The sequence below is a fragment of the Pseudoxanthomonas sp. UC19_8 genome, assembly GCF_042700505.1.
In the GTDB taxonomy this organism is placed as follows: domain Bacteria; phylum Pseudomonadota; class Gammaproteobacteria; order Xanthomonadales; family Xanthomonadaceae; genus Pseudoxanthomonas_A; species Pseudoxanthomonas_A winnipegensis.
On sequence record NZ_CP170559.1, the window covers coordinates 2,843,155 to 2,868,188 of the forward strand.

At 70.6% G+C, this 25,034-nt stretch carries 18 protein-coding genes and 2 pseudogenes; 7 read left to right on the top strand and 13 right to left on the bottom strand.

Annotation, left to right across the window (positions count from 1 at the left end):
• Positions 1-55: 55 nt before the first annotated feature.
• The 4 genes and pseudogenes from ACFJIT_RS12560 to ACFJIT_RS12575 all read right to left on the bottom strand — a co-directional run bounded on the left by ACFJIT_RS12560 (position 56) and on the right by ACFJIT_RS12575 (position 5,638).
• Entirely contained in the window at positions 56-1,195 is a 1,140-nt protein-coding gene (locus ACFJIT_RS12560; protein ID WP_379653799.1) for a nucleoside hydrolase, read from the bottom strand.
• Positions 1,192-2,624 (bottom strand): annotated as a pseudogene (locus tag ACFJIT_RS12565) (adenosine deaminase). Before ACFJIT_RS12565 ends, ACFJIT_RS12560 begins: the two are co-directional and overlap by 4 nt.
• 169 nt (positions 2,625-2,793) lie before the next feature.
• The gene (locus ACFJIT_RS12570; protein WP_379653800.1) at positions 2,794-4,095 is read right to left on the bottom strand and encodes an NCS2 family permease; all 1,302 of its coding nucleotides are present in this window, start codon (positions 4,093-4,095) and stop codon (positions 2,794-2,796) included.
• 523 nt (positions 4,096-4,618) lie between these two features.
• Positions 4,619-5,638 (bottom strand): 3',5'-cyclic-nucleotide phosphodiesterase, encoded by a 1,020-nt coding sequence (locus tag ACFJIT_RS12575; RefSeq protein WP_379653801.1) that lies wholly within the window; start codon positions 5,636-5,638, stop codon positions 4,619-4,621.
• Positions 5,639-5,737: 99 nt separating this feature from the next.
• Here ACFJIT_RS12575 and ACFJIT_RS12580 point away from each other — a divergent pair, with 99 nt between their 5' ends.
• Both ACFJIT_RS12580 and coaE read left to right on the top strand, forming a co-directional pair.
• Positions 5,738-6,241, top strand: a complete 504-nt coding sequence (locus tag ACFJIT_RS12580) for a methyltransferase family protein (RefSeq protein WP_379655774.1) — start codon at positions 5,738-5,740, stop codon at positions 6,239-6,241.
• A 147-nt stretch (positions 6,242-6,388) separates the two neighbouring features.
• Positions 6,389-7,001 (top strand): annotated as a pseudogene (gene coaE, locus ACFJIT_RS12585) (dephospho-CoA kinase).
• 16 nt (positions 7,002-7,017) lie between these two features.
• Here coaE and ACFJIT_RS12590 read toward each other — a convergent pair.
• Positions 7,018-7,977 carry a Nudix family hydrolase gene (locus ACFJIT_RS12590; protein WP_379653802.1) on the bottom strand — a complete coding sequence of 320 codons (960 nt, stop codon included), beginning with the start codon at positions 7,975-7,977 and terminating at the stop codon, positions 7,018-7,020.
• Positions 7,978-8,344: 367 nt separating this feature from the next.
• Positions 8,345-9,328, bottom strand: coding sequence for a YafY family protein (locus tag ACFJIT_RS12595; protein WP_130523262.1), 984 nt, complete (start codon positions 9,326-9,328; stop codon positions 8,345-8,347).
• A gap of 121 nt (positions 9,329-9,449) precedes the next feature.
• On the opposite strand from ACFJIT_RS12595, the gene ACFJIT_RS12600 reads away from it, so the two are divergent.
• The gene (locus ACFJIT_RS12600) at positions 9,450-10,064 is read left to right on the top strand and encodes a hypothetical protein (protein ID WP_379653803.1); all 615 of its coding nucleotides are present in this window, start codon (positions 9,450-9,452) and stop codon (positions 10,062-10,064) included.
• Between the two features lie 162 nt (positions 10,065-10,226).
• The gene (locus tag ACFJIT_RS12605; RefSeq protein ID WP_130515669.1) at positions 10,227-10,979 is read left to right on the top strand and encodes a YdiY family protein; all 753 of its coding nucleotides are present in this window, start codon (positions 10,227-10,229) and stop codon (positions 10,977-10,979) included.
• A gap of 445 nt (positions 10,980-11,424) precedes the next feature.
• Here the strand turns inward: ACFJIT_RS12605 and hemC are convergent, their stop codons facing one another.
• From hemC to ACFJIT_RS12630, 5 genes are all read right to left on the bottom strand, one after another.
• Positions 11,425-12,345: a hydroxymethylbilane synthase gene (hemC, locus tag ACFJIT_RS12610; RefSeq protein WP_379653804.1), complete on the bottom strand. Its 921-nt coding sequence runs from the start codon at positions 12,343-12,345 to the stop codon at positions 11,425-11,427.
• A gap of 145 nt (positions 12,346-12,490) precedes the next feature.
• Positions 12,491-13,231 (bottom strand): LytTR family DNA-binding domain-containing protein, encoded by a 741-nt coding sequence (locus ACFJIT_RS12615; RefSeq protein WP_205953480.1) that lies wholly within the window; start codon positions 13,229-13,231, stop codon positions 12,491-12,493.
• A 7-nt stretch (positions 13,232-13,238) separates the two neighbouring features.
• On the bottom strand, positions 13,239-14,249 hold the full coding sequence (locus ACFJIT_RS12620; protein WP_379653805.1) for a sensor histidine kinase: 1,011 nt from the start codon (positions 14,247-14,249) through the stop codon (positions 13,239-13,241).
• A gap of 44 nt (positions 14,250-14,293) precedes the next feature.
• Positions 14,294-14,962 carry an alpha/beta hydrolase gene (locus ACFJIT_RS12625; RefSeq protein WP_286576700.1) on the bottom strand — a complete coding sequence of 223 codons (669 nt, stop codon included), beginning with the start codon at positions 14,960-14,962 and terminating at the stop codon, positions 14,294-14,296.
• Between the two features lie 42 nt (positions 14,963-15,004).
• A complete protein-coding gene (locus tag ACFJIT_RS12630; RefSeq protein WP_130515663.1) occupies positions 15,005-15,196 on the bottom strand; it encodes a rubredoxin in 192 nt (63 codons plus the stop codon).
• A 64-nt stretch (positions 15,197-15,260) separates the two neighbouring features.
• Between ACFJIT_RS12630 and thiE the strand changes: the two genes are divergently transcribed.
• Entirely contained in the window at positions 15,261-15,890 is a 630-nt protein-coding gene (thiE, locus tag ACFJIT_RS12635; RefSeq protein WP_379653806.1) for a thiamine phosphate synthase, read from the top strand.
• A 23-nt stretch (positions 15,891-15,913) separates the two neighbouring features.
• Here thiE and ACFJIT_RS12640 read toward each other — a convergent pair whose 3' ends face one another.
• Both ACFJIT_RS12640 and ACFJIT_RS12645 read right to left on the bottom strand, forming a co-directional pair.
• On the bottom strand, positions 15,914-17,179 hold the full coding sequence (locus ACFJIT_RS12640) for a dipeptidase (protein WP_379653807.1): 1,266 nt from the start codon (positions 17,177-17,179) through the stop codon (positions 15,914-15,916).
• A gap of 117 nt (positions 17,180-17,296) precedes the next feature.
• Entirely contained in the window at positions 17,297-20,473 is a 3,177-nt protein-coding gene (locus tag ACFJIT_RS12645) for a TonB-dependent receptor (protein WP_306993406.1), read from the bottom strand.
• Between the two features lie 312 nt (positions 20,474-20,785).
• Here ACFJIT_RS12645 and hemL point away from each other — a divergent pair, with 312 nt between their 5' ends.
• Positions 20,786-22,078, top strand: a complete 1,293-nt coding sequence (gene hemL / locus ACFJIT_RS12650; RefSeq protein WP_379653808.1) for a glutamate-1-semialdehyde 2,1-aminomutase — start codon at positions 20,786-20,788, stop codon at positions 22,076-22,078.
• Between the two features lie 181 nt (positions 22,079-22,259).
• Entirely contained in the window at positions 22,260-25,013 is a 2,754-nt protein-coding gene (locus ACFJIT_RS12655; RefSeq protein WP_379655775.1) for a LuxR C-terminal-related transcriptional regulator, read from the top strand.
• The last annotated feature ends 21 nt before the right edge of the window (positions 25,014-25,034 follow it).

Sequence of the window (25,034 nt, forward strand, 5' to 3'; positions counted from 1 at the left end):
GCACCGATCAGCGTCCGGGCCGCGTCCTTGGCCCTGCCGCTTTCAACTCCGGGATTCAGGGCACCGCCGCGCCGACCGCGCGCGGCTGGGGCCGGGTCAGCAGGCGCGCCATCAGCGCCTCGAAACGCGGTACATCGACGCTGCGCACCACGGTCTGACGCCGCTCGCCCAGGCCCGGCGCGTACGGCGGGCTCCAGGACAGGATGTCGCCGTAGCCGGCGCCGCGGTCGAGGTTGGTATCGACCATCAACTCGTCGGACTGGGTAATCAGCGAGGGGTCCAGCCACACCGCCACGGCCAGCTCGTCCCACAGCGGGAAGCCGGTCTGGCGCGAGGCCAGCGCGCGGGCGATCGGCGTGTCGGCCGCGCGCATGCGCGCCAGCAGCGCCGGGGTGACCTCGGTGGCGGTGGACGGATCGACCGGCACCATCACGATCTTCTTCCACGGCGCGCGCATGACGATGCTGGCGGCCTCGGGATCGAAGCGGATGTTGAACTCGCGCCGCGGCGTGTTGACGAACTCGCGCGCGAACTGCCGCGCCGCCTCGCTGTCGCGCGTCTGCCTGGGCTCCAGGCTGCCGCCCATGTAGACCAGTTCCTTGGCCAGGCTGGCGAACTGCGGATCCAGGCGCTGGGCCAGCGCCAGATTGGTCAGCGGGCCGGTGGCGATGATGGTCACCTGGCCCGGACACGCGCGGACCATGCGCACCAGGAACAGCGCCGCCGGCTCGTCGCTGGCCTTGACCACGCTGGGATTGCCCAGCTTCAGATCGCGCACCACCTCCGGGCCGTGGTAATCGGGGTCGGCCTGGAAGTTGTCCTCGACCCAGTGCCTCATCCACACGCCCTTCCACACCAGCTTGCCGTACAGCGCTTCCCAGCGCTCGGTCTGCGCTTCGGTGTTGACCAGCGGATCGATCGCGCCCTGCACCACCGGTACCTCGGGATGACCGGTGATCTCCAGCATGCGCCGCGCATGCGCGGTGGCCTGGGTGGCCCAGGCGTTGCCGCTGACCGTGGTCAGGCCCAGCACCTGCACATCGGGCGCCTGCAGCGCCATCACCTGGGCCGGCGCGAAGCCGTCCAGGTCGTCGTCCAGGATCACCAGCTGCTTCTGCCCCGCCCATGCCGAGGCGCTCGCGGCAAGCGACAGCAGCAGCACGCCCTGCGCCAGGGCCCGTGCGAGGCGGCTCATCGGCCCGCCTCGGCCAGCTGCTGGGTCTCGAAGGCGACGAAGTCGCGCTCCAGCTGCCACTGCAGGCGCGCCTTCTCGCTGCCCTCGAGCAGCGCCTTGCAGCGCGCATCGGCGCTGCCGGAAATCAGCGAGCCGGCGCAGGCGGCCACGGGCGTGCGGCCGTCCGCGTCCCACAGGCTCTGGCCAGGCGCGAAGGAATAGGTCAGCCCATTGCGCGCGACCTGCTTGAGCGTGGCGTAGTCCAGGCCCTGCTCGGTCACCGCGCGCTGGTACTCGTGGGTCATGTCGCTGCGCGAGACGCCCTCGTCATCGGTGGACAGCACCACCGGCACGCCGGCGGCCAGGTACATCGGCAGCGGATGGTCGCTGCCCTTGACCCCGAGAATCACGTCGTTGCTGGTCAGGTTGATCTCCACCGCCACGTGCTGGGCCTTCATCTGTCGCAGCAGTCCGGCGGCATCGTCCTCGTAACCGATGTCCACGCCGTGACCGATGCGCCGGGCGCCGATGGCCACCGCATCGCGGATGTGGAAGCGCAGGTCCGCCGGCGGCACCAGGCCAGGCTCAGTTCGCCCGCGTGCAGGGTCAGCGGCACCTGCGGGTAGCGCGCGGACAGCAGCTTGAACATCGCCATGTGCAGGCGGTAGTCGCGCAGCGCGACCGGGTTGTCCTCCGGCGCGACGATGTTGACCCCGGCGTAGCGCTGCGGATCGGCCTGCACCACCGCATAGCCCATCAGCATCTGTCCGAACACCACCGGCGCCGGCAGCGTGCGCAGTGCGTACGGCACATAGCGATAGCGCACGCCGCAGCCGATGCTGGCATCGGCCTGGCCGCAGCGCAGCAGCTGGGCCACGCGCGCATCGAGCGCGGCGGTGTCGGCCTTGGCCGCCTCGACCAGAGCCGGCAGCTGGGCCTGCAGCGGCGTCAGGTTGGCGGCCAGGTCGGTGGCGTCCCAGTCCAGCGCGCCGGCGCGCTTGCCGAGCTCGGCCGACTGGGCGGGGTTGGCGATCAGCTCGACATAGCTGACGCGGTCGCGCGCGGCCTGCTCCAGCGTCGCGGCGATCGCGTCGGGGCGACGCGCCTGCGAACTGCCGAAACGGGCGAAGGTGCTGAAGAACTGGTCGTGCCCCGAGGCGGCCGCATTGCCCTGCACGAAGTTGCGCATCGACAGCGCATCGACCGTGGCGGAGAAGAACGCCGCATCGCGCGCGGCCAGGCCGCGCGCCGGCACCGTGCCCTCGCCGCACGGCGGCGGCAGCAGCTGGTGGGTGTCGCGGGCGATGCAGCCCTGGTCCTCGTCGGCCCAGCGCAGGAAATCCTCGGCGTAGTTGCTGCCACCCACATGGTTGTGCAGGTCCGCGCCCTTGGGCATGGCCTGCAGGAAGGCGCGCAGCTGCGGGCCGTTGCCCGCCACGCGCTGCATCAGCGCGGCCACCTTCGCCTCGCGCGCGCCAGCCGCGCCGCCGCCATCGGCCGCCCAGGCCTGGCCGGCCAGCGCCACACAGGCGATCACGCCCCAGATTGTTCTACTTCCCACCACGTGCACGACTCCCCTTGCCAAAACGTCTTGCGAAACCCTCACCGCCCGCGTCGCGCTACAGCGCGTAACGCAGCACGAACAGCGCCGCCACCACCCAGGTCGCCGCGTGCACGCCGCGCCAGCGCCCGGTGCCGAGCTTGAGCAGCGCATAGCTGACGAAGCCCAGCGCCAGGCCGTTGGCGATGGAATAGGTGAACGGCATGCCCAGCGCCGCCAGGCTGGCCGGCATGGCCTCGGTGACATCGCTCCAGTCCAGGTGGACCAGCTCGCGCAGCATCAGCCCGGCCACGTAGATCAGCGCCGGCGCGGTCGCGTAGGCCGGCACCATCGCGGCCAGCGGCGAGAACAGCAGCGCCAGCAGGAACAGCGCCGCCACGGTGAGTGCGGTCAGCCCGGTGCGGCCGCCGGCCTGCACGCCGGCCGCGCTCTCCACGTAGGCGGTGGTGCTGGAGGTGCCCAGCAGCGAGCCGGCCAGGATCGCGGTGCTGTCGGCCACCAGCGCGCGGTCGAAACGCTTGCGCTGGTCCGGGCGATCCAGCAGCCCGGCGCGCTGGGCCACGCCGGCCAGCGTGCCGGTGGCGTCGAACATCTCCACCAGCAGGAACACCAGCAGCACGTGCAGCAGCGCGGCCACGCCGCCGTGCTGGCTCAGCGCCCCGGCGATGTCGAGCTTGAGGAAGGTCGGCGCCAGGCTCGGCGGCCACGCCATCAGCCCGGCGTAGTGCACCTTGCCCAGCGCCAGCCCGGCGGCGGTCACCGCCAGGATGCCGATCAGGATCGCCCCGCGCACCCGCAGCGCGTCCAGGATCCCGATCAGCACCAGCCCTGCCAGGGCCAGCAGCGGCTCGGGCCGGTGCAGGTCGCCCAGGGTCACCAGCGTGGCCGGGCTGTCCACCACCAGCCCCGCGCCCTGCAGGCCGATGAAGGCCAGGAACAGGCCGATGCCCGCGGCGATGCCGCTGCGCAGCGACAGCGGGATGCCGTCGACCAGCCAGCGCCGCGCCCCGGTCAGGGTCAGCAGCACGAACAGGCAGCCGGACAGGAACACCAGCCCCAGCGCCTGCGGCCAGGGATAGCCCATCGTGCCGACCACGGTGAAGGCGAAGAAGGCGTTGAGCCCCATGCCCGGCGCCAGGCCGATCGGCCAGTTGGCCAGCAGCCCCATCAGCGCCGACCCCAGCGCCGCGGCCAGGCAGGTGGCGACGAACACCGCGCCCTTGTCCATGCCGGCCGCGCCCAGGATGTCCGGGTTGACGAAGACGATGTAGGCCATCGTCAGGAAGGTCGTCGCCCCGGCCAGCAGCTCGGTGCGCACCGAGCTGCCGTTGCCGGCCAGATCGAAGCCGCGGCCCCTCACCGGCGGGCGCCCCGTACGGGAGCGGGCGAGGCAATGGCGGCGGGCTGCAATCGGGGCATGAGCGGTCCGGTGGCGAAGGGGTGCGGCTTGGGCGGCATCGCGGCGCGGGCGCTGCACGGCGCGGATCACGGCACGGGCGGATTCCCGCGCCGGACCCGGCGCGCGGCCGGCCAGGCGATGCTGCAGAGCAACACGATCTTTTCACACGGAACTTACGGATTTGCAAGCCGTCGAAAGTCACGGTGTGTGACAGATAGGCGACATTTCCGCCTTATTGGATGCGGCGCGCGGGGTCGCCCTTGCCGCGAGGGGCGGAGGTCGGCGCCTCTCGCCCCCCCAGCGAAAGTCCCCGGATTCCCGCGTTCGCGGGAATGACGGTAGGAGGATTCCCGCGGCACTGCTCCGACTGCATCCCGCCGCAGGATCCGCCCCCTCCCTTTCGCGCAGCGAAGGGGAGGGCTGGGGAGGGGTCGCTTTTGGGGCTCGCCCCGTATCGCTCGGCGGCCGCTCCCCCTGCCCCCCCTCAAGGCAGCCGCAGCACCTGCCCCTGGGCCGGCAGCACGAACGCGACGCCCTGGCGGTTGCCCGCCTCCAGCTCGGTCTTCACCAGCGCGCGCGGATCGCGCCCCTGCACCAGGCTCGGCTTGATATGCCCCACCAGCACCGGCAGGCCCTTCAGCGGCGCGGTGCCGCCGGTCGCGGCGGCCAGCCCGTCCAGCTCGCGCAGCAGCCAGGCCGGGGTGAGATGGCCGAACAGCTGCGCATCGGGCACATCGTCCGGGAACGAGGCCTCGATCAGCAGCCCCTTGAGCGCGTGCCGGCGCACCAGCGGCGCCAGCCCCTGCCAGATGTCCGCCAGCCGATGCTGGCCGCCGGACAGCGCATCGGGCCCGGTATCGCCGAAGTAGGCGAAGTACGCATCGCCGCTGCGCACCAGCAGCATCGTCGAGGTCAGCCGGTCGTGCCACAGCGGATAGGCGCAGGCCGACAGCGAGGTCCCGGGCACATCGAACCACCGCCCCGGTAAGACTTCGGTCAGCACATAGCGGCCCAGCGCCGGCGCCGGCCCGCGGTCGGCGAAGTTGGGCCAGGCCTGCCAGTTGAAGTAGTCGGCGCTGAGCGTCTCCAGCGTCGGCGCCAGCCCGTAGATCGGCTTGCGGCCGGCATCGTCGGTGGCCGCGACCAGCAGCCCGCCGACATGATCCAGATGCGCATGGCTGATGAAGGTGCCGGCGATCAGGTTGCGCAGCACCTGTCCCTGTGGGGTGAGCCCGTCGGCGGGCCGTATATCGGCGAACGCGCCCTGCCGCAGCGCCTGCGCGATGCCCGGCAGCACGGTCCCGGCATCCAGCGCCAGATAGCGCGTGTCGGCCTTGGCGCGGATCAGGTAGGACGACAGGTTGCCCTCGTCCAGCCCGCCCTCGACCCCAAGCGCCACCAGCTCGAATCCCGCGTCCTTCGGCGCGGCCAGCGCGAGGCTGGCCGGCAGTAGCAGCGCCAGCAGGCCAATGCGGAAGAGCGTACGAAGACGGGCGATGGACATCGGCGAACCCTGGCAGGTGGGGCGGCCAGTCTACGGGCGCTTTCCCGCAGGCCGCGGGCTAAGATGTCGCCCCGGACACAAGGACGATCACGCGGCGTGCTGGAAGAACACACCCTGGAAGGCGCTGCGCGCCTGTCGAACATCCCGCTGCTGGTCCGCCTGACCGCGCCGGTGCATTTCCTGCTCGCCTTCGGCCTCGCCGCGCTGGCCCAGCGCGTGCTGGCCCTGCCGCTGCCGCAGGGCGGCGCGCTGCTGGCGATGCAATGGGCCGGCTCGCTGCTGGCCCTGGCCGCGCTGGGCCTGGCGCTGTGGTGCTTCGCGCTGTTCGCCACGCGCCGCACCACCATCCTGCCCTCCAGCCAGCCCTCGTCCCTGGTGGAGCGCGGCCCGTACCGCCTGACCCGCAACCCGATGTACGTCAGCCTGCTGGCCAGCTACATCGGCCTGGCCGGCTATGTGGTCGTGCCCTGGGCGCTGGTCCTGCTGCCGCTGCCGTGGCTGGCGCTGCGGCAGGTGGTGATCCCGTTCGAGGAAGCGCGCCTGCGCCCCGAGTTCGGCCCCGCCTACGCGCGCTACTGCGCCCGCGTGCGCCGCTGGCTGTAGAGCGGAGCTTGCTCCGCTGGGGCCTTGCTCACGGACCGAACGAAGCGCAGCGGAGCAAGCTCGGCTGGGGACTTTCCCACGAACCGAGCGAAGCGCAGCGGAGCAAGCTCCGCTCTACCGTGGCAGGGACGCGTGGATAATGCGGTCATGAGCCAGACCTGCATCGGCCTCACCGGCGGCATCGCCTCGGGCAAGAGCGCGCTGGAGCGCGCCTTCCTGGCGCGCGGCATCGTCGTGGCCGACGCCGACCGGATCGCGCGCGAGGTGGTCGCGCCCGGCACCCCGGCGCTGGCCGCCATCGTGGCGCACTTCAGCGCGGAGGTGCTCGATGCGCAGGCCGGGCTGGACCGCGCGGCGATGCGCCGGCGCGTGTTCGAGGACGAAAACGCGCGCCGGGCGCTGGAGGCCATCGTCCATCCGGCCGTGCGCGCGGCGCTGGAGGCGCAGTGCCGCGCCGCCGCCAGCCCGTATGCGGTGGCGATGATCCCGCTGCTGGCCGAAGGCGGCGGACGCGAGCGCTACCCGTGGCTGCAGCGCATCTGCGTGGTCACCGCGCCGCTGGAGGTGCGCATGGCGCGGCTGCTGGCGCGCGATGGCATCGACCAGGCGCTGGCCCAGCGCATGATCCAAGGCCCAGGCCAGCGACGCCCAGCGCCTGGCCATCGCCGACGACATCGTGCGCAACGATGGCAGCCTGGAAGAGATCGACCAGGCCGTGGCCGAGCTGGACGCGCGTTATCGCCTGCTCGCCGGCGCCTGAGCGCCGCACAAGGACCTCAGCCCGAAGGCCACAGCCCGCGGAGCGCGGCGATGCCCTGTGCGCCGTGCTGGTGCGCCTGGGCCATGTCGTCCACCCCCAGCCCACCGGTGGCGTAGATCGGCAGCGACACGATCTCGCGCAGGGCGGCGAAGGCGTCCCAGCCCAGCGCGGGCTGGGTGTCGGTGCCGCGCACCGGGCCCAGGGTGACGAAGTCGCAGCCCAGCGCCTCGGCGCGGCGCAGGTGCTCGGCCGACCGGCACGAGGCGGCCAGGCCCACACCGGCCGCGACCGGGCGCGCCTCGATGCGCATCAGCTGCTCGGTGCGCAGGTGCAGGCCCACGCCCAGATCGCGCGCCAGCTTGGCGGCGCCCTCCAGCAGCACCTCGGCGCCGGCATCGCGGCACAGCGCCACCGCGGCGGCGGCCAGCGGCGGCCAGCCCGCGTCGCCCTCCAGGCTGCGCGCGCGCAGCCGCACGCGGCGCGCGCCGCCGGCCAGCGCGGCCTCCAGGCCCGCCAGCCAGGCCGCGGAGTCCGCATCCGGTTCGGGCGTGATCAGGTACCGGTCGGGCTGCTGCAGCACCGCCACCACGGGCTTGTCGGCCGCCGGCATCGGATAGCGCTGCAGCTTGTCCTGCGCCACCCAGGCCAGCGCCTGGCCCTCCATGCCGCGCGGCACGCCCTTCCAGGTGGTCACCCGGCGCACGTCCAGCAGCAGGCGCTTGTCCGGATACAGGTGCGGCACGCGCATGATCGGCGCGCCGACCTGCACGGTGATGCCCAGCTCCTCCTGCAGCTCACGCACCAGCGTCTCCTCGGTGGATTCGCCCGGCTCGCGCTTGCCGCCGGGGAACTCCCACAGCCCGGCCAGATCGCGGCCGTCGCCGCGTCGGGCCAGCAGCAGGCGGCCGCGCGCATCGGTGATGGCGGCGGCCACGACATGGATGAAGCGCAGCGGTGCGGGCTCGGTGGTGGACACGGGCGGTGCGGGATCGTCAGAGGGGAAGGTGCGCACTCGGACCCGGCAGCCGCCAACCGCGCGGCCACCGCACCGATCATGCGGGAACGCCACCATGGTACCGGACGAGCGCCCGTGGGAGCCGCCATGGCGGCGACGAGGCTTTCCTGGTAAAGCCCTCGCCGCCGTTGCCCGAAGGCCACAAAGGCGGCCCCCACCTGTAGAGCGGAGCTTGCTCCGCTCAGGCTTTCCGCCGATTCGGCCGAAACGCGGCGGACCAAGCTCAGCTGCTCTTCGTTCGGTTGGCGGGGAAGGCCCCAGCGGAGCAAGCTCCGCTCTACAGGGAGTCCGCGACTGGATTGGAGGGGACAGCTGTTCCCACAACCGCTCAGTGCTTGTCCGGCACGCGCTCGTAGTTGGACAGGGCCAGTTCGAGCAGGGCCTTGGCCTGCTCGCGCAGCACCGGCGGGGCGACGATCTCCGCGTCCGAGCCGTAGTGCAGCACGTCCATCAGCAGCTCGCGCGAGGCGCTGTAGGGCACCTTCAACTCGTAGCGGCCGTCGGGCAGGAAGCGGCCCTCCTGGCGCGCATGCCACTGCTCGTCGGCGACCCAGCGCGCCGCCTTGGGGCTGAACACGATCGTCGCCCAGCCCTTGGGCTCGCCGGAGAAGATGCCGTAGCTGGAGGCCAGGTGCTGGCTCAGCTCGTCCTTGCCCATCTCCACCGCGGCCTCGTCCAGTGCGCGGGCATTGCTGATACGGTCCACCGCGAAACTGCGCAGCGCCTCGCGGCCGTGGTCCCAGGCGTCCAGGTACCAGTTGTCGCGGTAGTGGGTGATGCGCTGGGGCGAGACCACGCGGCGGGTGCGCTCGTCGGTGGAGCGGGCGCGGTATTCGAAGCTCAGCTGGCGCCGCTCCAGCACGGTGCTGGCCACGCAGCGGAACGCCGCCTCGTCCAGGCGCCGGCCGCGATGCGGGATCACCCTCACACGTTCGACCGGCCAGCGCTGGGCGCCGGCATGGTCGGCCAGCAGGCCCTCCAGGCGCTTCTGCAGCGGCGCCAGCGCGCCGGCCAGCACCCCGCCGCCGGTGCGCAGCAGCAGCTGCTGCGAGGCGACCAGCGCGTAGAGTTCGTCCGAGCTGAGCCACAGGCCCGGCAGCTCGAAGCGGTCGCTCTGCCCGGCCGCATAGCGGAAGCCGGCCTCGCCGTCGCCCTCCACCGGCGCCATCAGCGCATCGCGCAGGTAGGCCAGGTCGCGGTAGACGGTGGCGCGCGAGCACCCCAGCTCGTCCTGCAGGCGCTTGACGGTGACCGGGTAGCGCGCGCCCTTGAGGATGCGATGCAGCGCGGTGATGCGTTCGATCTTGTCCATGCGCCCGATTATGGCCGAGCATGGCATCAAGAAGACGCAGGTGCGCTTCAGCCGCCCGCGCGCAGTCTTGCGCCCGCGGGACGGGTTCCCGCCCTGCCCGCCGCCGGAGTCCGTTCGCCCCATGCACCGCCCCGCCGTCCCCGCCCTGGCCTGCCTGCTGCTGGCCGCCTGCAGCCCCTCCTCGCCACCGGCCAGCCCCCCGCCCGCCACGGCGGCCGGCACGCCGCTCGAACGGGTCACCGCGTCGATGCAGGCCTTCCAGGACGCGCGCAGCTTCCACGCCGAGATGCACCTGCAGGGCGCGCGCGAAACCCGCGACACGCTGGATTTCGTCGCCCCCGACCGCTACCGCCTGCAGATGCCCATCGGCACCCAGGTGATCGTCGGCAACGTGCTCTACCTGCAGTCGCAGGGCCGCACCGAGAAGCTGCAGCTGCCCGAAGGCATGGTGGCGCAGTGGCGCGACCCCATGCGCGTACACGAGAGCCGCGGCCAGCTACGCGTGCGCGAGGCCGGCGTCAGCCGGATCGACGGCGTGCAGGCGCGGCAGTACGAAGTGACCAACGGCCCGGCGCAGGCGCCGGTGCAGTTCACCTACTGGATCGGGCCGGACGGCCTGCCGCTGCAGCTGCGCCACAGCGGCCTGTCCCAACAGCAGCCCTACACCATGACGGTGCGCTACAGCCGCTTCAACGACCCGGCCATCGTCATCGAAACGCCCGTGTCCACGCCCTGAGGGCGCCGCCAGATCGGGCTCGCCTAGCGTCTGGAGACGAGGACGGCAAGCGGGCGCATTACGTTGACATTCAACGTTGCGAAAAGACACTTTCGCGCCGAAGGCCGGGGATCACCGGCCTTTTTGCTATCCCCGCGCCCCCCACCCACACGGAGATTCCTCATGTTCCGACGCCTTCCCTGCGCCCTGTTGCTCGCCGTGGCAGCGCCGCTGCCCGCCCTGGCCGGCAATCTGGTCGACACGCCCAGCCTGGCCAAGATCGACAACAACACCGGCTGGACCGGCAACGGCGAACTGGGCCTGGCCATCTCGAAGGGCAACACCGACAACGAGACCTTCGTCGGCAAGGCCAACCTCGCCTACAGCGACGACACCTGGAAGCACGCCTTCGGCGTGGCCGGCCAGTACGCCAAGGACGACGGCGAGGAGACCGCGCGCCGCTACGAACTGTTCGGCACCAGCGGCCGCCGCCTGAGCGAGCGCAGCTACATCTGGGGCTCGGTGCGCAACGAGCGCGACCACTACACCAGCTACGAGTACCAGTGGACCACCGCCGTCGGTTACGGCTACGAGGCGATCAAGAACGACACCCAGCACCTGACCTTCGAGATCGGTCCGGGTTACCGCTGGTCCAAGGACCAGGGCGTGCAGGTGCACCACAACGAGACCATCGGCCGCGGCATGATCGACTACGGCTACAAGCTGACCTCGACCACCTCGCTGGTGGACACCCTGCTGGTCGAATCGGGCAGCGACAACACCTTCATCAAGAACCTGTTCGGCCTGCAGGTGGCCATGTCCGAACGCCTGGCGCTCAAGGCCGGGCTGGAGACGCGCCACAACACCGAGGTCGATCCGGACACCAAGAAGACCGACAACCTGACCACGGTCAACATCGTCTACAACTTCAAGTAAGCCGCGCGCCTGCGCGATCAAAGCCCTCGCCGTGGCGACACGGCGGGGGCTTTTTACGTTGAAGCCCGAGTGCATCGAAGACGCGGGACACCCCTCCCGTCATTCCCGCGAACGCGGGAGGTGCTTCTTGGCAGACGCATGTCTGACCATCCAGCGCCTTCAGCCCTAGCAGCAAAGTCGCTGGGTTGCCGCGCTCGCGGGAACGACGCTTAGAGGTTTGCTCGCGACCTAGCACTGCCAACTCAAAGCTCGCCATCCCCGCGAACGCGGGGATCCATGGACTTCCATGCAGGTCCGGCAACGTCCTTGGGTTCCCGCCTTCGCGGGAACGACGATGGCTGTTGGGCGTGCTGAAGGGACGACGCAGCCCGTCGTTCTCGAACAATGGTGCTGCCGGGCGTCGACGCAGCGCAGGGTTCGACCTGCCGGCAAGCGATCTGGTGCCTCAGACTTCCAGCTCGGCCAGCAGCGCATCGGCGCCATTGGCCAGCAGCGCCTGGGCGACCTGATGGCCCAGGTTCTCGGGCGTCAGATCGGGCGAGGAAGCCTCCGCGTGCACCAGCGTGCCGGCCTGCGCCGAGCCCACCAGGCCGCGCAGGCGCATGCCGCTGGCGGTTTCCTCGGCGAACGCGCCGACCGGCACGTGGCAGCTGCCGTGCAGGGCGCGGTTCATGGCGCGCTCGGCTTCGACGCAGCGGCGCGTGGGCAGGTGGTCCAGGGCGGCGAACAGCGCCAGCACCTGCGGCGCATCGCTGCGGCATTCCACCGCGATGGCGCCCTGCGCCGGTGCCGGCAGCCACTGCGGTGCGGCAAGGCGCGTGGCGATGCGCGCGTCGAAGCCCAGCCGCTGCAAGCCGGCGCAGGCCAGGATGATGGCGTCGTAGCTGCCCGCGTCGAGCCGGGCCAGACGGGTGTTGACGTTGCCGCGCAGGTCGACCAGCTGCAGATCCGGCCGCAGCGCGCGCAGCTGCGCCTGGCGCCGCAGCGAGGAGGTGCCCACGCGCGCGCCATGCGGCAGCGCATCCAGCCGCCGATAGGCATTGGAGACGAAGGCATCGGCCGGATCGGCGCGCTCCAGGATGGCCGGCAGCACGAACGGGCCCTCCAGCTCCATCGGCACGTCCTTGAGCGAATGCACCGCGCAGTCGGCGCGGCCATCGAGCATGGCCAGCTCCAGTTCCTTGAGGAACAGGCCTTTGCCGCCGATCGCCGCCAGCGAGCGGTCCAGCACCTCGTCGCCGCGCGTGCTCATCGGCACCAGCTCGACCTCCAGGCCCGGATGGGCCAAGCGCAGCTGGTGGGCGACATACTCGCTCTGCCATAGGGCGAGCGCGCTCTTGCGGGTGGCGATGCGCAGCGATCTCATGCGGGCATTATCGCCGCAAGTGGGGATTGGGGATTGGGGATTGGGGATTGGGGAGCTTAGGTTGACTTTCGTACCGTCATTTCCGCGACCCCAGGAATGACGAGCACAAGCAGATTACTTTTCCCTGCCCCGCCGATCCCAGCCCCTAGAGTGTCTTGACCGTCTCGCGCAGGGCGGGCACGCAGCGGCGGCTGACTTCCAGCGGCGCGGGCGCATGACGCAACACGGCCTGCACCTTGCCGTCGTCGACCCGGCGCAGTTCCATCAGCTCGTGGCGAGCGACCAGGCAGTTGCGGTGGATGCGCACGAAGCGGCTGGCGAATTCCTCCTCCAGCGACTTGAGCGATTCCTCGATCAGGTCCTCGCCGCGCGCGTGGTGCACCACCACGTACTTCTCCTCGGCCTGCAGGTAGTGGATGTCGTCCAGCGGGATCAGCCGCAGGCTGCCGCGCAGGCGCGCGCACAGGTGCGTGCGCGCCTGGCGCTGCGCCGCGCTGGGCGCCGGCGCGGTGCTGCGGCCGGCGGCGAAGGTGCGCGCGCGTTCCAGCGCCGAGGCCAGGCGCTCGGCGCGCACCGGCTTCATCAGGTAGTCGATCGCCGCGGCCTCGAACGCCGACAGCGCATGCGCATCGTAGGCGGTGCAGAACACCACCGCCGGCCGCGGATCGAACGCCGCCAGATGACGCGCCGCTTCCAGCCCATCGACCCCGGGCATGGAGATATCCAGCAGCACCAGATCGGGGCGCAGTTCGGCCACCGCCTGCAGCGCGGCCAGCCCATCGCCGACCTCGGCCACCACTTCGGTGCCGGGCTGCTCGGCCAACAGCGTGCGCAGGCGCTCGCGGGCCAGCGGTTCGTCGTCTGCGATCACCACCGTCAGGGGCATGCGCACCTCAGGCCAGGGGAAGGGCGAGTTCGCAGGCATAGTAGCCTTGCGCCCAGAAGCCCGTCACCCGCGCCCCTGCGCCGAAGCGATACGCCAGCCGGTGGGCGATATTGCGCTGGGCGTGGCCAGCGCCGCGTCCCACCGCCGGTACCGGCACGCTGCCCGGCTCGGGCGCCGGATTGCGCACGACGATGCGCAGCGTCTTGTGCTCTACCGCCAGGGCGATGTCGATGGTGCCGCCCTGCGGCAGGCGCGAGATGCCGTGCAGCACCGCGTTCTCCACCATCGGCTGCAGCACCAGGCGCGGCAGCACCAGGTCCCAGGGCAGCGGCTCGGTACGCTCCCAGCGCACCGTCAGGCGCTCGCCGAGGCGCAGCGATTCGATCGACAGATACTGCTCGGCCAGCTCCACTTCCTGGGCCAGGGTGGAGTTGTCCTCGCCCGCGCCCAAGGCCGCGCGGAACAGGTCGGACAGATCCAGCACCGCGCGCTCGGCCACCTGCGGCGCGCTGTGCAGCAGGCCGGCGATGAGATTCATGCTGTTGAAGAGGAAGTGCGGGCGGATCCGCGCCTGCAGCGCATCGGCCTCGGCACGCGCGCTGGCCTGCACCTGCGCGGCCCAGCGATCGCTGACATAGAAGTAGCGCAGCGCCAGCGCGCCGATCAGCATCACCATCGCCGCGCTGCTCAGGCTGAAGCGCCAGAAGCCCACCGCCGGCGCGCCCTCGGGCAGGCCGATGGTGGAATACAGCACGAACAACGCGCTGGCCGACAGCAGTCCCACCGCGCCGGCCAGCGCCAGCGCCGCCACGGCGCCCAGGCGCGGCGGCAGGCGGCTCAGCTGCGGGCGCAGCAGGCACAGCAGGGCGGTCGCCGCGATCGCCTGCCACAGCGCGAAGGCGCTGATCGAGGCGAAGTGCTCCACGCTCCACTTGCCCGTGCGATCCGGCGCCAGCGCCAGCACCACGACCACCAGCTCGGCCAGGCCAGGATGATCGTCAGCCGCGGCAGCGTGCACAGTTCGGGCAACCACCCCTGCGCGGCGGGCGTGGTGGTCATGCGTCAGGCGAAGCGCCGCGACATCCAGTCGCCGAGGTCGCGCACTTCCTCGGCACTGACCGAATGCGCCATCGGATAGTCGTGCCAGTCCACCTGGAAGCCGGCGGCCTTCAGCGCCTGCGCGCTGCGCTGGCCGAAGGCCGGCAGCACCACCGGGTCGGAGGTGCCATGGCCCATGAAGATCGGCTGGGCCTTGGCGGCCTCGCTGGCGAAATCGGCCAGCTGGTCCGCGCCGGGCAGATAGGTGGACAGCGCGATCAGGCCCGCCAGCGGCACGCGGCGGCGCACGCCGGCGGCCAGGGTGATCGCCCCGCCCTGCGAGAACCCGGCCAGCAGCACGTTGGACGGCGCGATGCCACGTTCGCCCTCGCGCGCCAGCAGCGCCTCGACCTGGCCGATGGACTGTTCCACGCCGGCGGCATCGGCCCGCGTGGCGAAATCCATGCCGGCGATGTCGTACCAGGCGCGCATGCGCAGGCCGTTGTTGATCGTGACCGGCCGCACCGGCGCATGCGGGAACACGAAGCGCAGCGCCGGCCAGCCCGGACGCACCAGCTCGGGCACGATCGGCGCGAAATCGTTGCCATCGGCGCCCAGGCCATGCAGCCACAGCACGCTCCAGGCCGGCTGGGGGCCGGTCTGCAGTTCGACGGCGTCGAGGAGTTCGGTCATGGGGATTCTCGTGTCAGGGGCGACGACGCGGGCGCCGGAGGCTCAGTCCAGCTCGACCATTTCGAAGTCGTCCTTCGTCACCCCGCAGTCGGGGCAGGTCCAGGTGTCCGGCACGTCCTCCCAGCGCGTGCCCGGCGCGATGCCTTCCTCGGGCAGGCCGTCGGCTTCGCGGTAGATGAATCCACAGACCACGCACATCCAGTTGCGGTAGGTGGTGGCATCGGGCTCGGGCATCGGATAATCGCAGGTCCTAGGGGTGCCCCATTGTCACACAGCCCCCCTGCACACCGGAGTCGCCATGCCTGCTTCCCTGCCCCGTGGCCTGTACCTGCTCACGCCCGATCTCGACGATGACGCGCAGCTGCTGGCGCGCGTGCGACCGCTGCTGGACAGCGGCGCGGTCACCTGGCTGCAGTACCGCAACAAGTCGGTGGGCGATGCCCAGCGCGCGCGCCAGGCCACCGCCCTGCTGACGCTGTGCCGGGCCGCAGGCGTGCCGCTGATCATCAACGACGATGCCGCGCTGGCGCTCGAGCTCGGCGCGGCCGGCCTGCATCGCGAAGACACCACCACGCCGCTGGCCGAGCTGCGCGCCGCCCTCGGCCCCGACGCGCTGCTCGGCGCCTCGTGCTACGACCAGCCGGCGCTGGCCTACGAGGCCGTGGAGGAAGGCGCCAGCTACGTCAGCTTCGGCGCCTTCTTCGCCAGCCGCAGCAAGCCGGGCCCGCATCGGGCGACCACCGCGGTGTTCGACGCCACCGCAGGCCTGCGCGTGCCGCGCGTGGCGATCGGCGGGCTGACGCCCGCCAACGCCGGGCCGATCATCGCCGCCGGCGCCGACCTGGTGGCGGCGATCGGCGGTGTGTTCGACGCGCCCGATCCGGTGGCCACGGCCCGCGCGCTGCGGGCCTTTTTCGACCAGGACTAACGCGGACGCCGCGGCCCGCTCGTTTAATCGAGCGCGGCCTTGACCGCGGCCGGGTCGGCCAGCGACTGCACCGTCTCGATCAGGCGTACGGTGTTGCCGCCGAGGATGGCGCGGACCTGATCGTTCTTGTAGCCGGCGTCCAGCAGCGCCTGCACCACCTTGGGCAGGGCGGTGATGTCCTCGTAGCCGGCCACGCCACCGCCGCCATCCCAGTCCGCGCCCAGGCCGACGTGCTGCCAGCCGGCCACCTCGATGATGTGCAGCAGGTGGCGCATGTAATCGTCGAAGTTGGCCTTCTTGATGTTGTACTTGGCGTCCAGCGCGGCGATCTGCGCCATCGCCTGCTTGCGCGCGTCGGCATCGAGCCCGCGCCGACCGCCGAAGGACTGGTAGATCTTGCCCAGCTCGGCGCGGTACTCCGGCGTGGCGCCGGTGTCGATGAGGTAGCCGCCCAGCGAATTCACCTGGATCACGCCGCCATGCGCGGCCAGCACCTTCAGGCGCTTGTCGTCCAGGTTGCGCGGATGCGGGTAGACGTCCCACGCGCCGCTGTGGGACAGGATGATCGGCGCCTTGGACAGGGCGATCATCTGGTCGAACACCTCCGGCGAGGCGTGCGAGTGGTCCAGGATGATGCCGAGCTTGTTGGCCTCGACGATCATCTGCCGGCCCTTGTCGGTCAGGCCCTCGCGCGCGGTCACCGCGCCGGGCGCGGTGCCGGCCGAGTCGGCGAAGTCGTTGTGGCTGCCGTGCACCAGCGAGAGCATGCGCAGGCCGGCCTTGTAGTAGTAGCTCAGCAGCGTGGGATCGTGCGAGAGCGGATAGGCGTTCTCCATGCTGATGTAGACCGACTTCTTGCCCTCGGCCTTGATCCGCGCCGCATCGCCGGCCACGGTGGCCAGCGCGAACTTGTCGGGGTTGGCCGCGACCATCTCGCGGATCTCGCCCAGTCGCTTGAGGCCGAAATCGCGCGCCTTGCGCTTGCTCATCTCATCCAGCGGACCCTGGCCGGTGTAGACCACCCAGAAGCCGCCGTCCAGGCCGCCTTCGACCATGCGCGGATAGTCGATCTGGCTGCCGTCGCCCTGGAAGGAATGCCGGTCGGTGATCTTCCAGCCCGGCTGGCCGAACAGCGCCGGCGTGTCCAGATGCGTATCCAGATTGATCGCGCTGGCCTGCAGCGCGCGCGCCTTCTCCGACACCACCACATCCTTGGCCGGCGCCTGGCCGGACAGGCCCGTGCACGCCAGCAGCGCGGCGACCAGCAACTTCTTCTTCATGACACCCATGACCCACTCCTCATTGTGCTTTCGAACAAGACGACGCCGCGGACGTGCCGCGGCGCCGTGATCCACTCGATGTCCCCATGCGTCCGCCCCGAAGGCCGGGGCGGACGCGACAGCGGCTTACCAATCGTAGCTGGCGGTCAGACGGGCGTAGCGCGGAGTCTGGTAGACCACGTTCTGGCCGTACAGCGGGTTGACCGAACCATCGGGCAGCTGCGAGAACGGATAGACCGTGATCGCCTTCTGCGCGTTGAGCAGGTTGAACACGTTCAGGCTCACGGCCAGCTTGCCGTCGGCGAACACCGGCTTCCAGGTCAGGCCCAGGTCGAACTGGTTGACCCACGGCAGGCGCCCATGCGAGCCGGGAGGCGAAGGCTCGCCCTTGCCGGTCGCGGGGTTGTAGCAGTAGTGGTAGGGACCACCGGTGACCGAGCTGCCGCCGTAACCGGCCGGGTCGGTGCCGGTATAGGCCGTGCCGTAGTAGTTGCCCAGGCAGTGCTTCGGCGCGCCGGAGATCATGCTCAGGTTACCCGAGACACCCCATTCTTCGGTCAGCTGGTAATAGCCGTACATCTTGATCTGGTGACGGTGATCGTTGGACTGATCGCCGTTGACGTGCTCCATCAGCGCCGCGTGGTCCCAGCTCTGCGTCGTGGAGACCGCCGCCTGGCCTTGGTAGCTGCCCAGGGCGCCGCCGGAACGGAACAGATCCGAACGCAGCTGACCCTCGGTGGTGCCATAGCTGTGGGACCAGACGTAGTTCATCTTGGTGTACCACTTGCCGTCGAACGGACGCTCCAGGTTGAACTCCAGCGCACCATAGTCGCGCTTGAGCTCGGGGAAGCCGGCCGCCTCACGCGTCACCGTCACCTGGCGCAGGTTGCCGCTGGTGTCGTAGACGTTCCAGACATTGGTCTTGCCCGGGTTGATCAGCTCGGCACCGGCGGTGCGGGTCCAGTCGACCGCGACGCCCTGGGCGGCGGCGGACTGCACCAGGCCGCGGTTGTCGGTGTCGAAGTTCTGGTCGTCGATGGCGTCGTTGAGGCGGCGGTAGATGGCGCGCACGCCATAGGTCCAGCCGATGCTCAGATCCTGGCTGAAGCCCAGGATGACCTCGTCCTGGTTCTCGCCCTTGATGTCCTTGACCACCGCGGCACTCGGGTCCGAGGCGCGACCGAAGCGCGAGTTGGCCGACACCGCCGGACCCAGCGACCTGGACACGATCGGCGTGCCGTCGGGGTTGATGCCGCTGTAGGTGAAGTACTCGCTCTTGGAGACGTTGGCGGTGAACAGGCCCACGGCCGACAGCGGCAGGCCCAGGTAGTAGCGGCCGACGTTACCGAAGATCTTCAGGCTGGAATCGCCGTGCACGTCCCAGCTGAAGCCCACGCGCGGCGACCAGGCGTCGACGCTGATGTAGGGCACGTGGCTGATCGGCACGTAGTTGGTGAACTCGTCCTTACGCAGGCCCAGGCTCAGCAGCACGTTGTCGGTGACCTGCCACTTGTCTTCCAGGTAGTAGGCCTTCTGGTCGGCGTCGTATGAGTTCAGGCCGGTGGTGGTGTCCTTGGTCACGTAGTAACCCGAGGCACCGTAGGTCGGATCGACCAGGCCGGGGCTCGGCGCGCCCTTGCCACCCGCCTCGTTGGCGGACTGGCTGATCAGGCCGCCGGTCTGCAGGCCATAGGGATCATTGGTGCGGCCGTAGGTCCAGGCATAGCCGGGGCCGGAGGCGTAGGTACCGATGTTGGTGGCCTGCAGCTTCTGGTTGTCGACGCCGGCGGTGATCGCGTGATCGCCGATGCGCCATTCCACGCTCAGGCGCAGGTTGCGCTTCTCGTACTCACGGTCCGGCGCGGTGATCGAGGTCTGCTTCTGCGCGCCGACGATCGGCGTGCCACCGTTGTAGGCCGGGTTCTGCAGCGCGACGCTGTTGATCACCGGACCCTTGCCCGGATCGTAGTTGTAGTAGCTGATCTCGTCGGGCGTGTTCATCTGACCGTACAGCGCGCTGACGGTGACGTTGTCGCCGAAATAGCCCGTGTACTTGGCCAGGTACAGGCGCGGACCGGCCTCGTTGGTGTTTTCCTTGTTGTAGAACGCGCCCTTGGTGCGGGTGATGTAGTTGTAGCGATAGATGTCGCCGTTGGTCTTGTACTTGTCGCTGGCGCCGGTCAGTTCCAGCAGGTGGTTGTCGGTGATGTACCAGTTCACCTTGCCGTACAGGCGGTTCTGCTGATACTCGTACTCGGTCAGGCCGCCGACATTGCCGTTGTCGGCGTCGCGGTTGCTGAGGATGCGGGTGCCGTGCGAGTTGACGCGTTCGCCGGCGAGGAAGAAGAACAGCTTGTCCTGGATGATCGGGCCGCCGACGTAGGCGCTGTAGGTCTCCGAGGTCGCCTTGGTCTCGCTCAGCGGCTGGTACAGACCATTGGCCGCACGCGCATAGCGGTAGGCGGTGTTGTTGACCGTGGAGCTCTGGCTGTCAGGACGCCAGTAGATGTCCTTCTGGCTGGCCTTGAAGGCCTCGGGCTCGAACACCGCCGAGGCGCCGAACTTCCATTCGTTGGTGCCACTCTTGCCGATCTGGCTGATCACGCCGCCGTTGGAGCGGCCGTACTGGGCACCGTAGCCGCCGACGATGACTTCCTGCTGGTCGATCGCGCCGTACGGCAGCGTCAGGCCGCCCAGGTTGTTGGCGGTCGAGGTGGTGTTGAAGCCGTTGAGGTAGTACGCGTTCTCCGACGCGGCCGAACCGCCGAAGCTCGGCAGCGAGCCGCCCAGCGGGCCGTTGTCGAAGCCGCCGCTGTTGACCACCACGCCCGGCGCCAGCAGGGCGATGGCCTCGGCGTTGCGGCCCAGCGGCAGCTGCTGCAGCTGCTCGGCGGTGACCACCGTGCGCGTGTCGACGCTGGACACGTCGATCGGCGACAGGCTCATCGCCGAGACTTTGACCGCGCCCAGCGTGGTGGCCGAGCCGCCGCCACCGGCCGACAGGCCGACCTCGGTGCCCGCGCCGACCAGGATGCTGACGTTCTCGCGCGTGTCGACCGTCTGGCCGGCGTGCTTGAGGGTCACGGTGTAGCTGCCCAGCGGCAGGCTGCCCAGCGCGTAGCGGCCGCCTTCGACCGGCACTTCGCGCGAGAAGCCGCTGCCGCTCTGGACCAGGACCGTGTCGCCGGTCTCTGCGCCCTGGACGGTACCGAAGATGCGGCCGGTGGTGGACTGGGCATAGGTGCTGCCTGCAGCCAGCGTCAATGCGAGCGCCAGGGCGCTGCGGCGGAGGATGCGCTTCATATGTTGGTGTTTTCCCCGAGTGGAACTGTGGTCGATACACAGCGCCACCCCCATGTGGCGCTGCGTCTTACACAGTGGGAGCTGCATGCCGCAGATGGCGAATGATGCTTCGCCATGACCTTATGCCGGCCACTGTGTGTCGGCCGATGCTATGCGCCGACACGACCTGGCGCCCCATCAGCGGCGGGTAGGGCCCACCCGGCCGGGTAGTTCGGGTCGGGTTGGCCCCGGCAGGGCGCTGCCACGACAATAGGGCGCTGCGTTTCGTCGCTTTCCGATGAAACGACCCCCGCCCTGCCAGGACTCGCCTCGATGAACCACGACCGCTCCCACGCCCTCTTCGCCCGCGCCCGGCAGCTGATCCCCGGGGGCGTGAACTCGCCGGTGCGGGCGTTCAAGTCGGTCGGCGGCGAGCCGTTCTTCGTCCAGCGCGCCGACGGCGCGTATCTGTACGACGTCGACGGCAACCGTTACATCGATTACGTCGGCTCGTGGGGTCCGATGATCGTCGGCCACAACCATCCGCACGTGCGCGAGGCGGTGGCCCGGGCGATCGCCGACGGCCTGTCCTTCGGCGCGCCCTGCCCGGCCGAGGTGACCATGGCCGAGACGATCACCCGCTTGGTGCCGGCGTGCGAGATGGTGCGCATGGTCAATTCCGGGACCGAGGCCACCCTGTCGGCGATCCGCCTGGCGCGCGGCGCCACCGGGCGCAGCCGCATCGTTAAGTTCGAGGGCAACTACCACGGCCACGGCGACTCGTTCCTGGTCAAGGCCGGCAGCGGCATGCTGACCCTGGGCGTACCGACCTCGCCGGGCGTGCCGGCCGCGCTGAGCGAGCTCACCAGCACGCTGAGCTACAACGACTTCGACGAGGCCAGCGCGCTGTTCGATGCCTGCGGGGGGGAGATCGCCGCGGTGATCATCGAGCCGGTGGTGGGCAACGCCAACTGCATCCCGCCGCGCCCGGGCTATCTGCAGCACCTGCGCGCGCTGTGCACCCGCCACGGCGCGCTGCTGATCTTCGACGAGGTGATGACCGGCTTCCGCGTCGCCCTGGGCGGCGCGCAGGCGCTGTACGGCATCACCCCGGACCTGACCACCTTCGGCAAGATCATCGGCGGCGGCATGCCGGTGGGCGCCTACGGCGGCCGCGCCGACCTGATGCAGCAGATCGCGCCGGCCGGGCCGATCTACCAGGCCGGCACGCTCTCCGGTAATCCGGTGGCCATGGCCGCCGGCCTGGCGATGCTGGAGCTGATCCAGGCGCCCGGCTTCCACGAGCGGCTGAGCGCCACCACCGCGCGCTTGTGCGAAGGCCTGCGCGCGGCCGCGCACGAGGCCGGCGTGGCGGTGACCACCAACCAGGTCGGGGCGATGTTCGGCCTGTTCTTCACCGATGCCCAGGTGGACACCTATGCCCAGGCCACGGCCTGCGACATCGGCGCGTTCAACCGCTTCTTCCAGGCGATGCTCGAGCGCGGCGTGTTCCTGGCGCCCTCGGCCTATGAGGCCGGCTTCGTCTCCAGCGCGCATGACGATTCTGTCATCCAGGCCACACTGGAGGCGGCGCGCGGCGCCTTCAGGGCGATCTCCGCACACTGAACCGGCGCAGCCGACGCCCGGCGCTTGGCAAGCGCCTCACGAAACTTTAATGTCTGGAACAGGATGTCCAGTGGATGGGCATGGGCGGGGGCCCACGCGCAGCCGGGTCTGAACCGCCGGGCTGCCACACCACGCGGGATGGCCTTGGACGAGGCCGCCGCTGCGGAGACTCGTCGTGCCCATCGCCAAACCCGTTGCTCTGGTCGGACGCCGTCCACCCGCTGCCCGTGAGCCCGGCTCCACCGGGGACTGGGTGCTGCCGGACAAGCTCGAGCCGCCTCGCCTGCATCTGGACGCCGTGCGCCGTGACCGTCTGCTGGCGCACCTGGACGCCGGTATCGGCGTGCCGCTGACCCTGCTGCTGGCGCCGCCGGGGTTCGGCAAGACCACGCTGCTGGCGCAGTGGCATGCGCATCTGCTCGAGCGCTGCACCGTCGATGCGGCCTGGCTGTCCCTGGACGAGGACGATGCCGAGCCCGGCCGCCTGCTGGCCTATCTGGGCCTGGCCTTGGGCGTCACCGCTGGCGAGGCCGGCGCCACGCCGCTGGGCGGGCTGCACTGGCGCGAACTGGACCTGGCCGCGCTGCGCACCGCGCTGTTGCGCGCCATCCGCTGCACGCAGCGCCCGCTGGTGCTGGTGCTGGACGATTACGACCGCGCCGCCTGCCCGCGCAACGACGAACTGATCACCCTGCTGGTCGAACACGGCGGCCCGCATCTGCATGTGCTGCTGGCGACCCGGCGCGCGCCCGCGCTGCCGCTGGCGCGGCTGTCGGTGCGCGGCGCCCTGCAGCGGATCGATGCCGCGCAGCTGGCCATGAACGGCGGCGAGACCCGCGCCCTGCTCGGCACGCAGGCCAGCGACGAGGATGCCAAGCGTCTGCGCGGCAAGACCGAAGGCTGGCCTGTGGCCGTGCGCCTGGCTGCCGCCTGGCTCGCCGGCGGCCAGACCCGCGGGGATGACATCGCGCGTTTCAGCGGCCGCTCGGCCGGACTGGCGGCCTATCTGGCCGAACAGGTGGTCAGCGACCTGGACGAGGAGCTGCGGGACTTCCTGCTGGAGACCTCGGGCCTGGCGCGCTTCAACGCGCCCCTGGCCGATGCGGTGCGCCAGCGCCAGGACAGCGGCCGGCTGCTGGACCGGCTGGGCCACTTCCACGGCCTGCTGGTGCCGCTGGACGACGACCACGCCTGGTTCCGGTACCACCCGCTGTTCGCCGAGTTCCTGCATCTGCAGCTGGAGCGCCGGTCGCCGGCGCTGGGCCAGACCCTGCATCGCCGCGCCGCGCTATGGTGCGCCGCGCACGGGCAGCTGGCCGAAGCGGTGCGCCATGCGCTGGGCGCCCACGATGTGGCCCTGGCCGCCGACTGCATCGCGCGCGCCGGCACCTGGCAGCTGCTGCTCTCCCAGGGCATCGCCGCCACACGCGCACTGCTGCGCCAGTTCGATCCGCGCACGGTGCGCGATACCCCGGCGCTCAATCTCACCCAGGCCTATCTGCACCTGCGCGTGGGCGAATTCGGCCACGCGCAGACTCTGCTGGAGCGGTTCCGCAGCTTCCCCGACGAGGTGCGCGCGCCGCTGGAGCGCGACTACACCGTGGTCGTGGCGCTGCTGCGCGACCTGATGGATCAGATCTGCTCGCAGCCGCGCGGTGTGGCGCAGCTGGCCGCGCAGGCGCAGGCGCTGGATCAGGAGGACCACCTCGGCCGCGGCACCCTGCTGTGCATCTGCGCAACCACCGCGCTGGGGCGCGGTCAGTTCGCCCAGGCCGAGCAGCTGGCGCGCGAGGGCGCGCTGGCCTTCGAACAGGACCGCACCCAGATCGCGGTGGGCTATGCGCTGACGCACCTGGGCCAGAGCTATTTCTACCGCGGCGCGCTGGATCAGGCCGAAGCCGTATACGCGCGCGCCATGCAGCTGGCGCAATCGCACCAGGGCAGCGATGCGGTGCTGGTGGCGGCCTGCCGCTGCCTGATCGCCCAGCTGCTGCTCGAACGCGGGCGCCACGACGAGGCCGCAGACCAGCTTGACGGCGCGCTCGAGGTGCTGGAAGCGGGCGACGGCTGGGTCGATGTCTACGTCGCCGGTTTCGGCACCGCACTGGCACTGGCGCGCCAGCGCGACCGCAGCGGCCGTACCGCCTGCGCGCTGCTCGATCGCCTCGATGCACTGGCGGCGCGTCGTCACCTGACGCGTCTGGCCGACCTCTCCGCCGCCTGGCGGGTGGACGTGCAGCTGGACCTGCCCGCCGACCACGCACTGGATGCCGCCCTGGCCCGCAGCGGCGGCGAAATGGCCCTGCAGCACGCGCTGGCCAATGCCCACACCTGGCGCCAGTCGCAGGCGCTGGGCCTGGCGCTGGCGCGCTGGCATGCCGAAGCCGGCCGCAGCGGCCGCGCCCTGGCGCTGCTGCAGGCGCTGGAGAACGATGCCCGCGAACGCGACGACGCCCACCACCTGGACCGCGTGCGCGTGCGCATGGCCTTGGTGCGCCAGCAGCGCGGCGAACTGCAGCAGGCCCTGCCGGCACTGTCGGCCGCGCTGGACCGCATCGCCGCCACGCGTGCCTGGCAGGTCGCACTGGAACCGGGTCTGCCGGTCAAGGCGCTGCTACGCGTGGCGCGGCAGCACGATCCCGAAGCCGTGGCCGGCACCACCCGCGCCCTGACCATCCAGACCCTGCTGGACAAGCTGTCCTGCGAGGATGCGCTGGCGGTGCAACTCTTCAGCGAGCGCGAGCTGGAAGTCCTGCAGGAGCTGGCCAGCGGCCTGTCCAACAAGCAGATCGCCCGACGCCTGTCGCTGTCGGAGAACACGGTCAAGTTCCACCTGAAGAATCTCTACCGCAAGCTGGAAGCCGGTACACGCGAAGCCGCGCTGGGCAACGCCCTGCAGCGCGGGCTGATCGGCGCGGCCAGCAGCCCGGAGTAACGCAAAGGGCCGGCGCATTGC

What these genes read in the sequence shown, in the direction of transcription:
- ACFJIT_RS12560 (WP_379653799.1), bottom strand. Translation starts at nt 1,195, where the DNA reads ATGAGCCGCCTCGCACGGGCCCTGGCGCAGGGCGTGCTGCTGCTGTCG.
- ACFJIT_RS12575 (WP_379653801.1), bottom strand. Translation starts at nt 5,638, where the DNA reads ATGTCCATCGCCCGTCTTCGTACGCTCTTCCGCATTGGCCTGCTGGCG.
- ACFJIT_RS12595 (WP_130523262.1), bottom strand. Translation starts at nt 9,328, where the DNA reads ATGGACAAGATCGAACGCATCACCGCGCTGCATCGCATCCTCAAGGGC.
- ACFJIT_RS12600 (WP_379653803.1), top strand. Translation starts at nt 9,450, where the DNA reads ATGCACCGCCCCGCCGTCCCCGCCCTGGCCTGCCTGCTGCTGGCCGCC.
- ACFJIT_RS12605 (WP_130515669.1), top strand. Translation starts at nt 10,227, where the DNA reads ATGTTCCGACGCCTTCCCTGCGCCCTGTTGCTCGCCGTGGCAGCGCCG.
- hemC (WP_379653804.1), bottom strand. Translation starts at nt 12,345, where the DNA reads ATGAGATCGCTGCGCATCGCCACCCGCAAGAGCGCGCTCGCCCTATGG.
- ACFJIT_RS12615 (WP_205953480.1), bottom strand. Translation starts at nt 13,231, where the DNA reads ATGCCCCTGACGGTGGTGATCGCAGACGACGAACCGCTGGCCCGCGAG.
- ACFJIT_RS12625 (WP_286576700.1), bottom strand. Translation starts at nt 14,962, where the DNA reads ATGACCGAACTCCTCGACGCCGTCGAACTGCAGACCGGCCCCCAGCCG.
- ACFJIT_RS12630 (WP_130515663.1), bottom strand. Translation starts at nt 15,196, where the DNA reads ATGCCCGAGCCCGATGCCACCACCTACCGCAACTGGATGTGCGTGGTC.
- thiE (WP_379653806.1), top strand. Translation starts at nt 15,261, where the DNA reads ATGCCTGCTTCCCTGCCCCGTGGCCTGTACCTGCTCACGCCCGATCTC.
- ACFJIT_RS12640 (WP_379653807.1), bottom strand. Translation starts at nt 17,179, where the DNA reads ATGGGTGTCATGAAGAAGAAGTTGCTGGTCGCCGCGCTGCTGGCGTGC.
- ACFJIT_RS12645 (WP_306993406.1), bottom strand. Translation starts at nt 20,473, where the DNA reads ATGAAGCGCATCCTCCGCCGCAGCGCCCTGGCGCTCGCATTGACGCTG.
- hemL (WP_379653808.1), top strand. Translation starts at nt 20,786, where the DNA reads ATGAACCACGACCGCTCCCACGCCCTCTTCGCCCGCGCCCGGCAGCTG.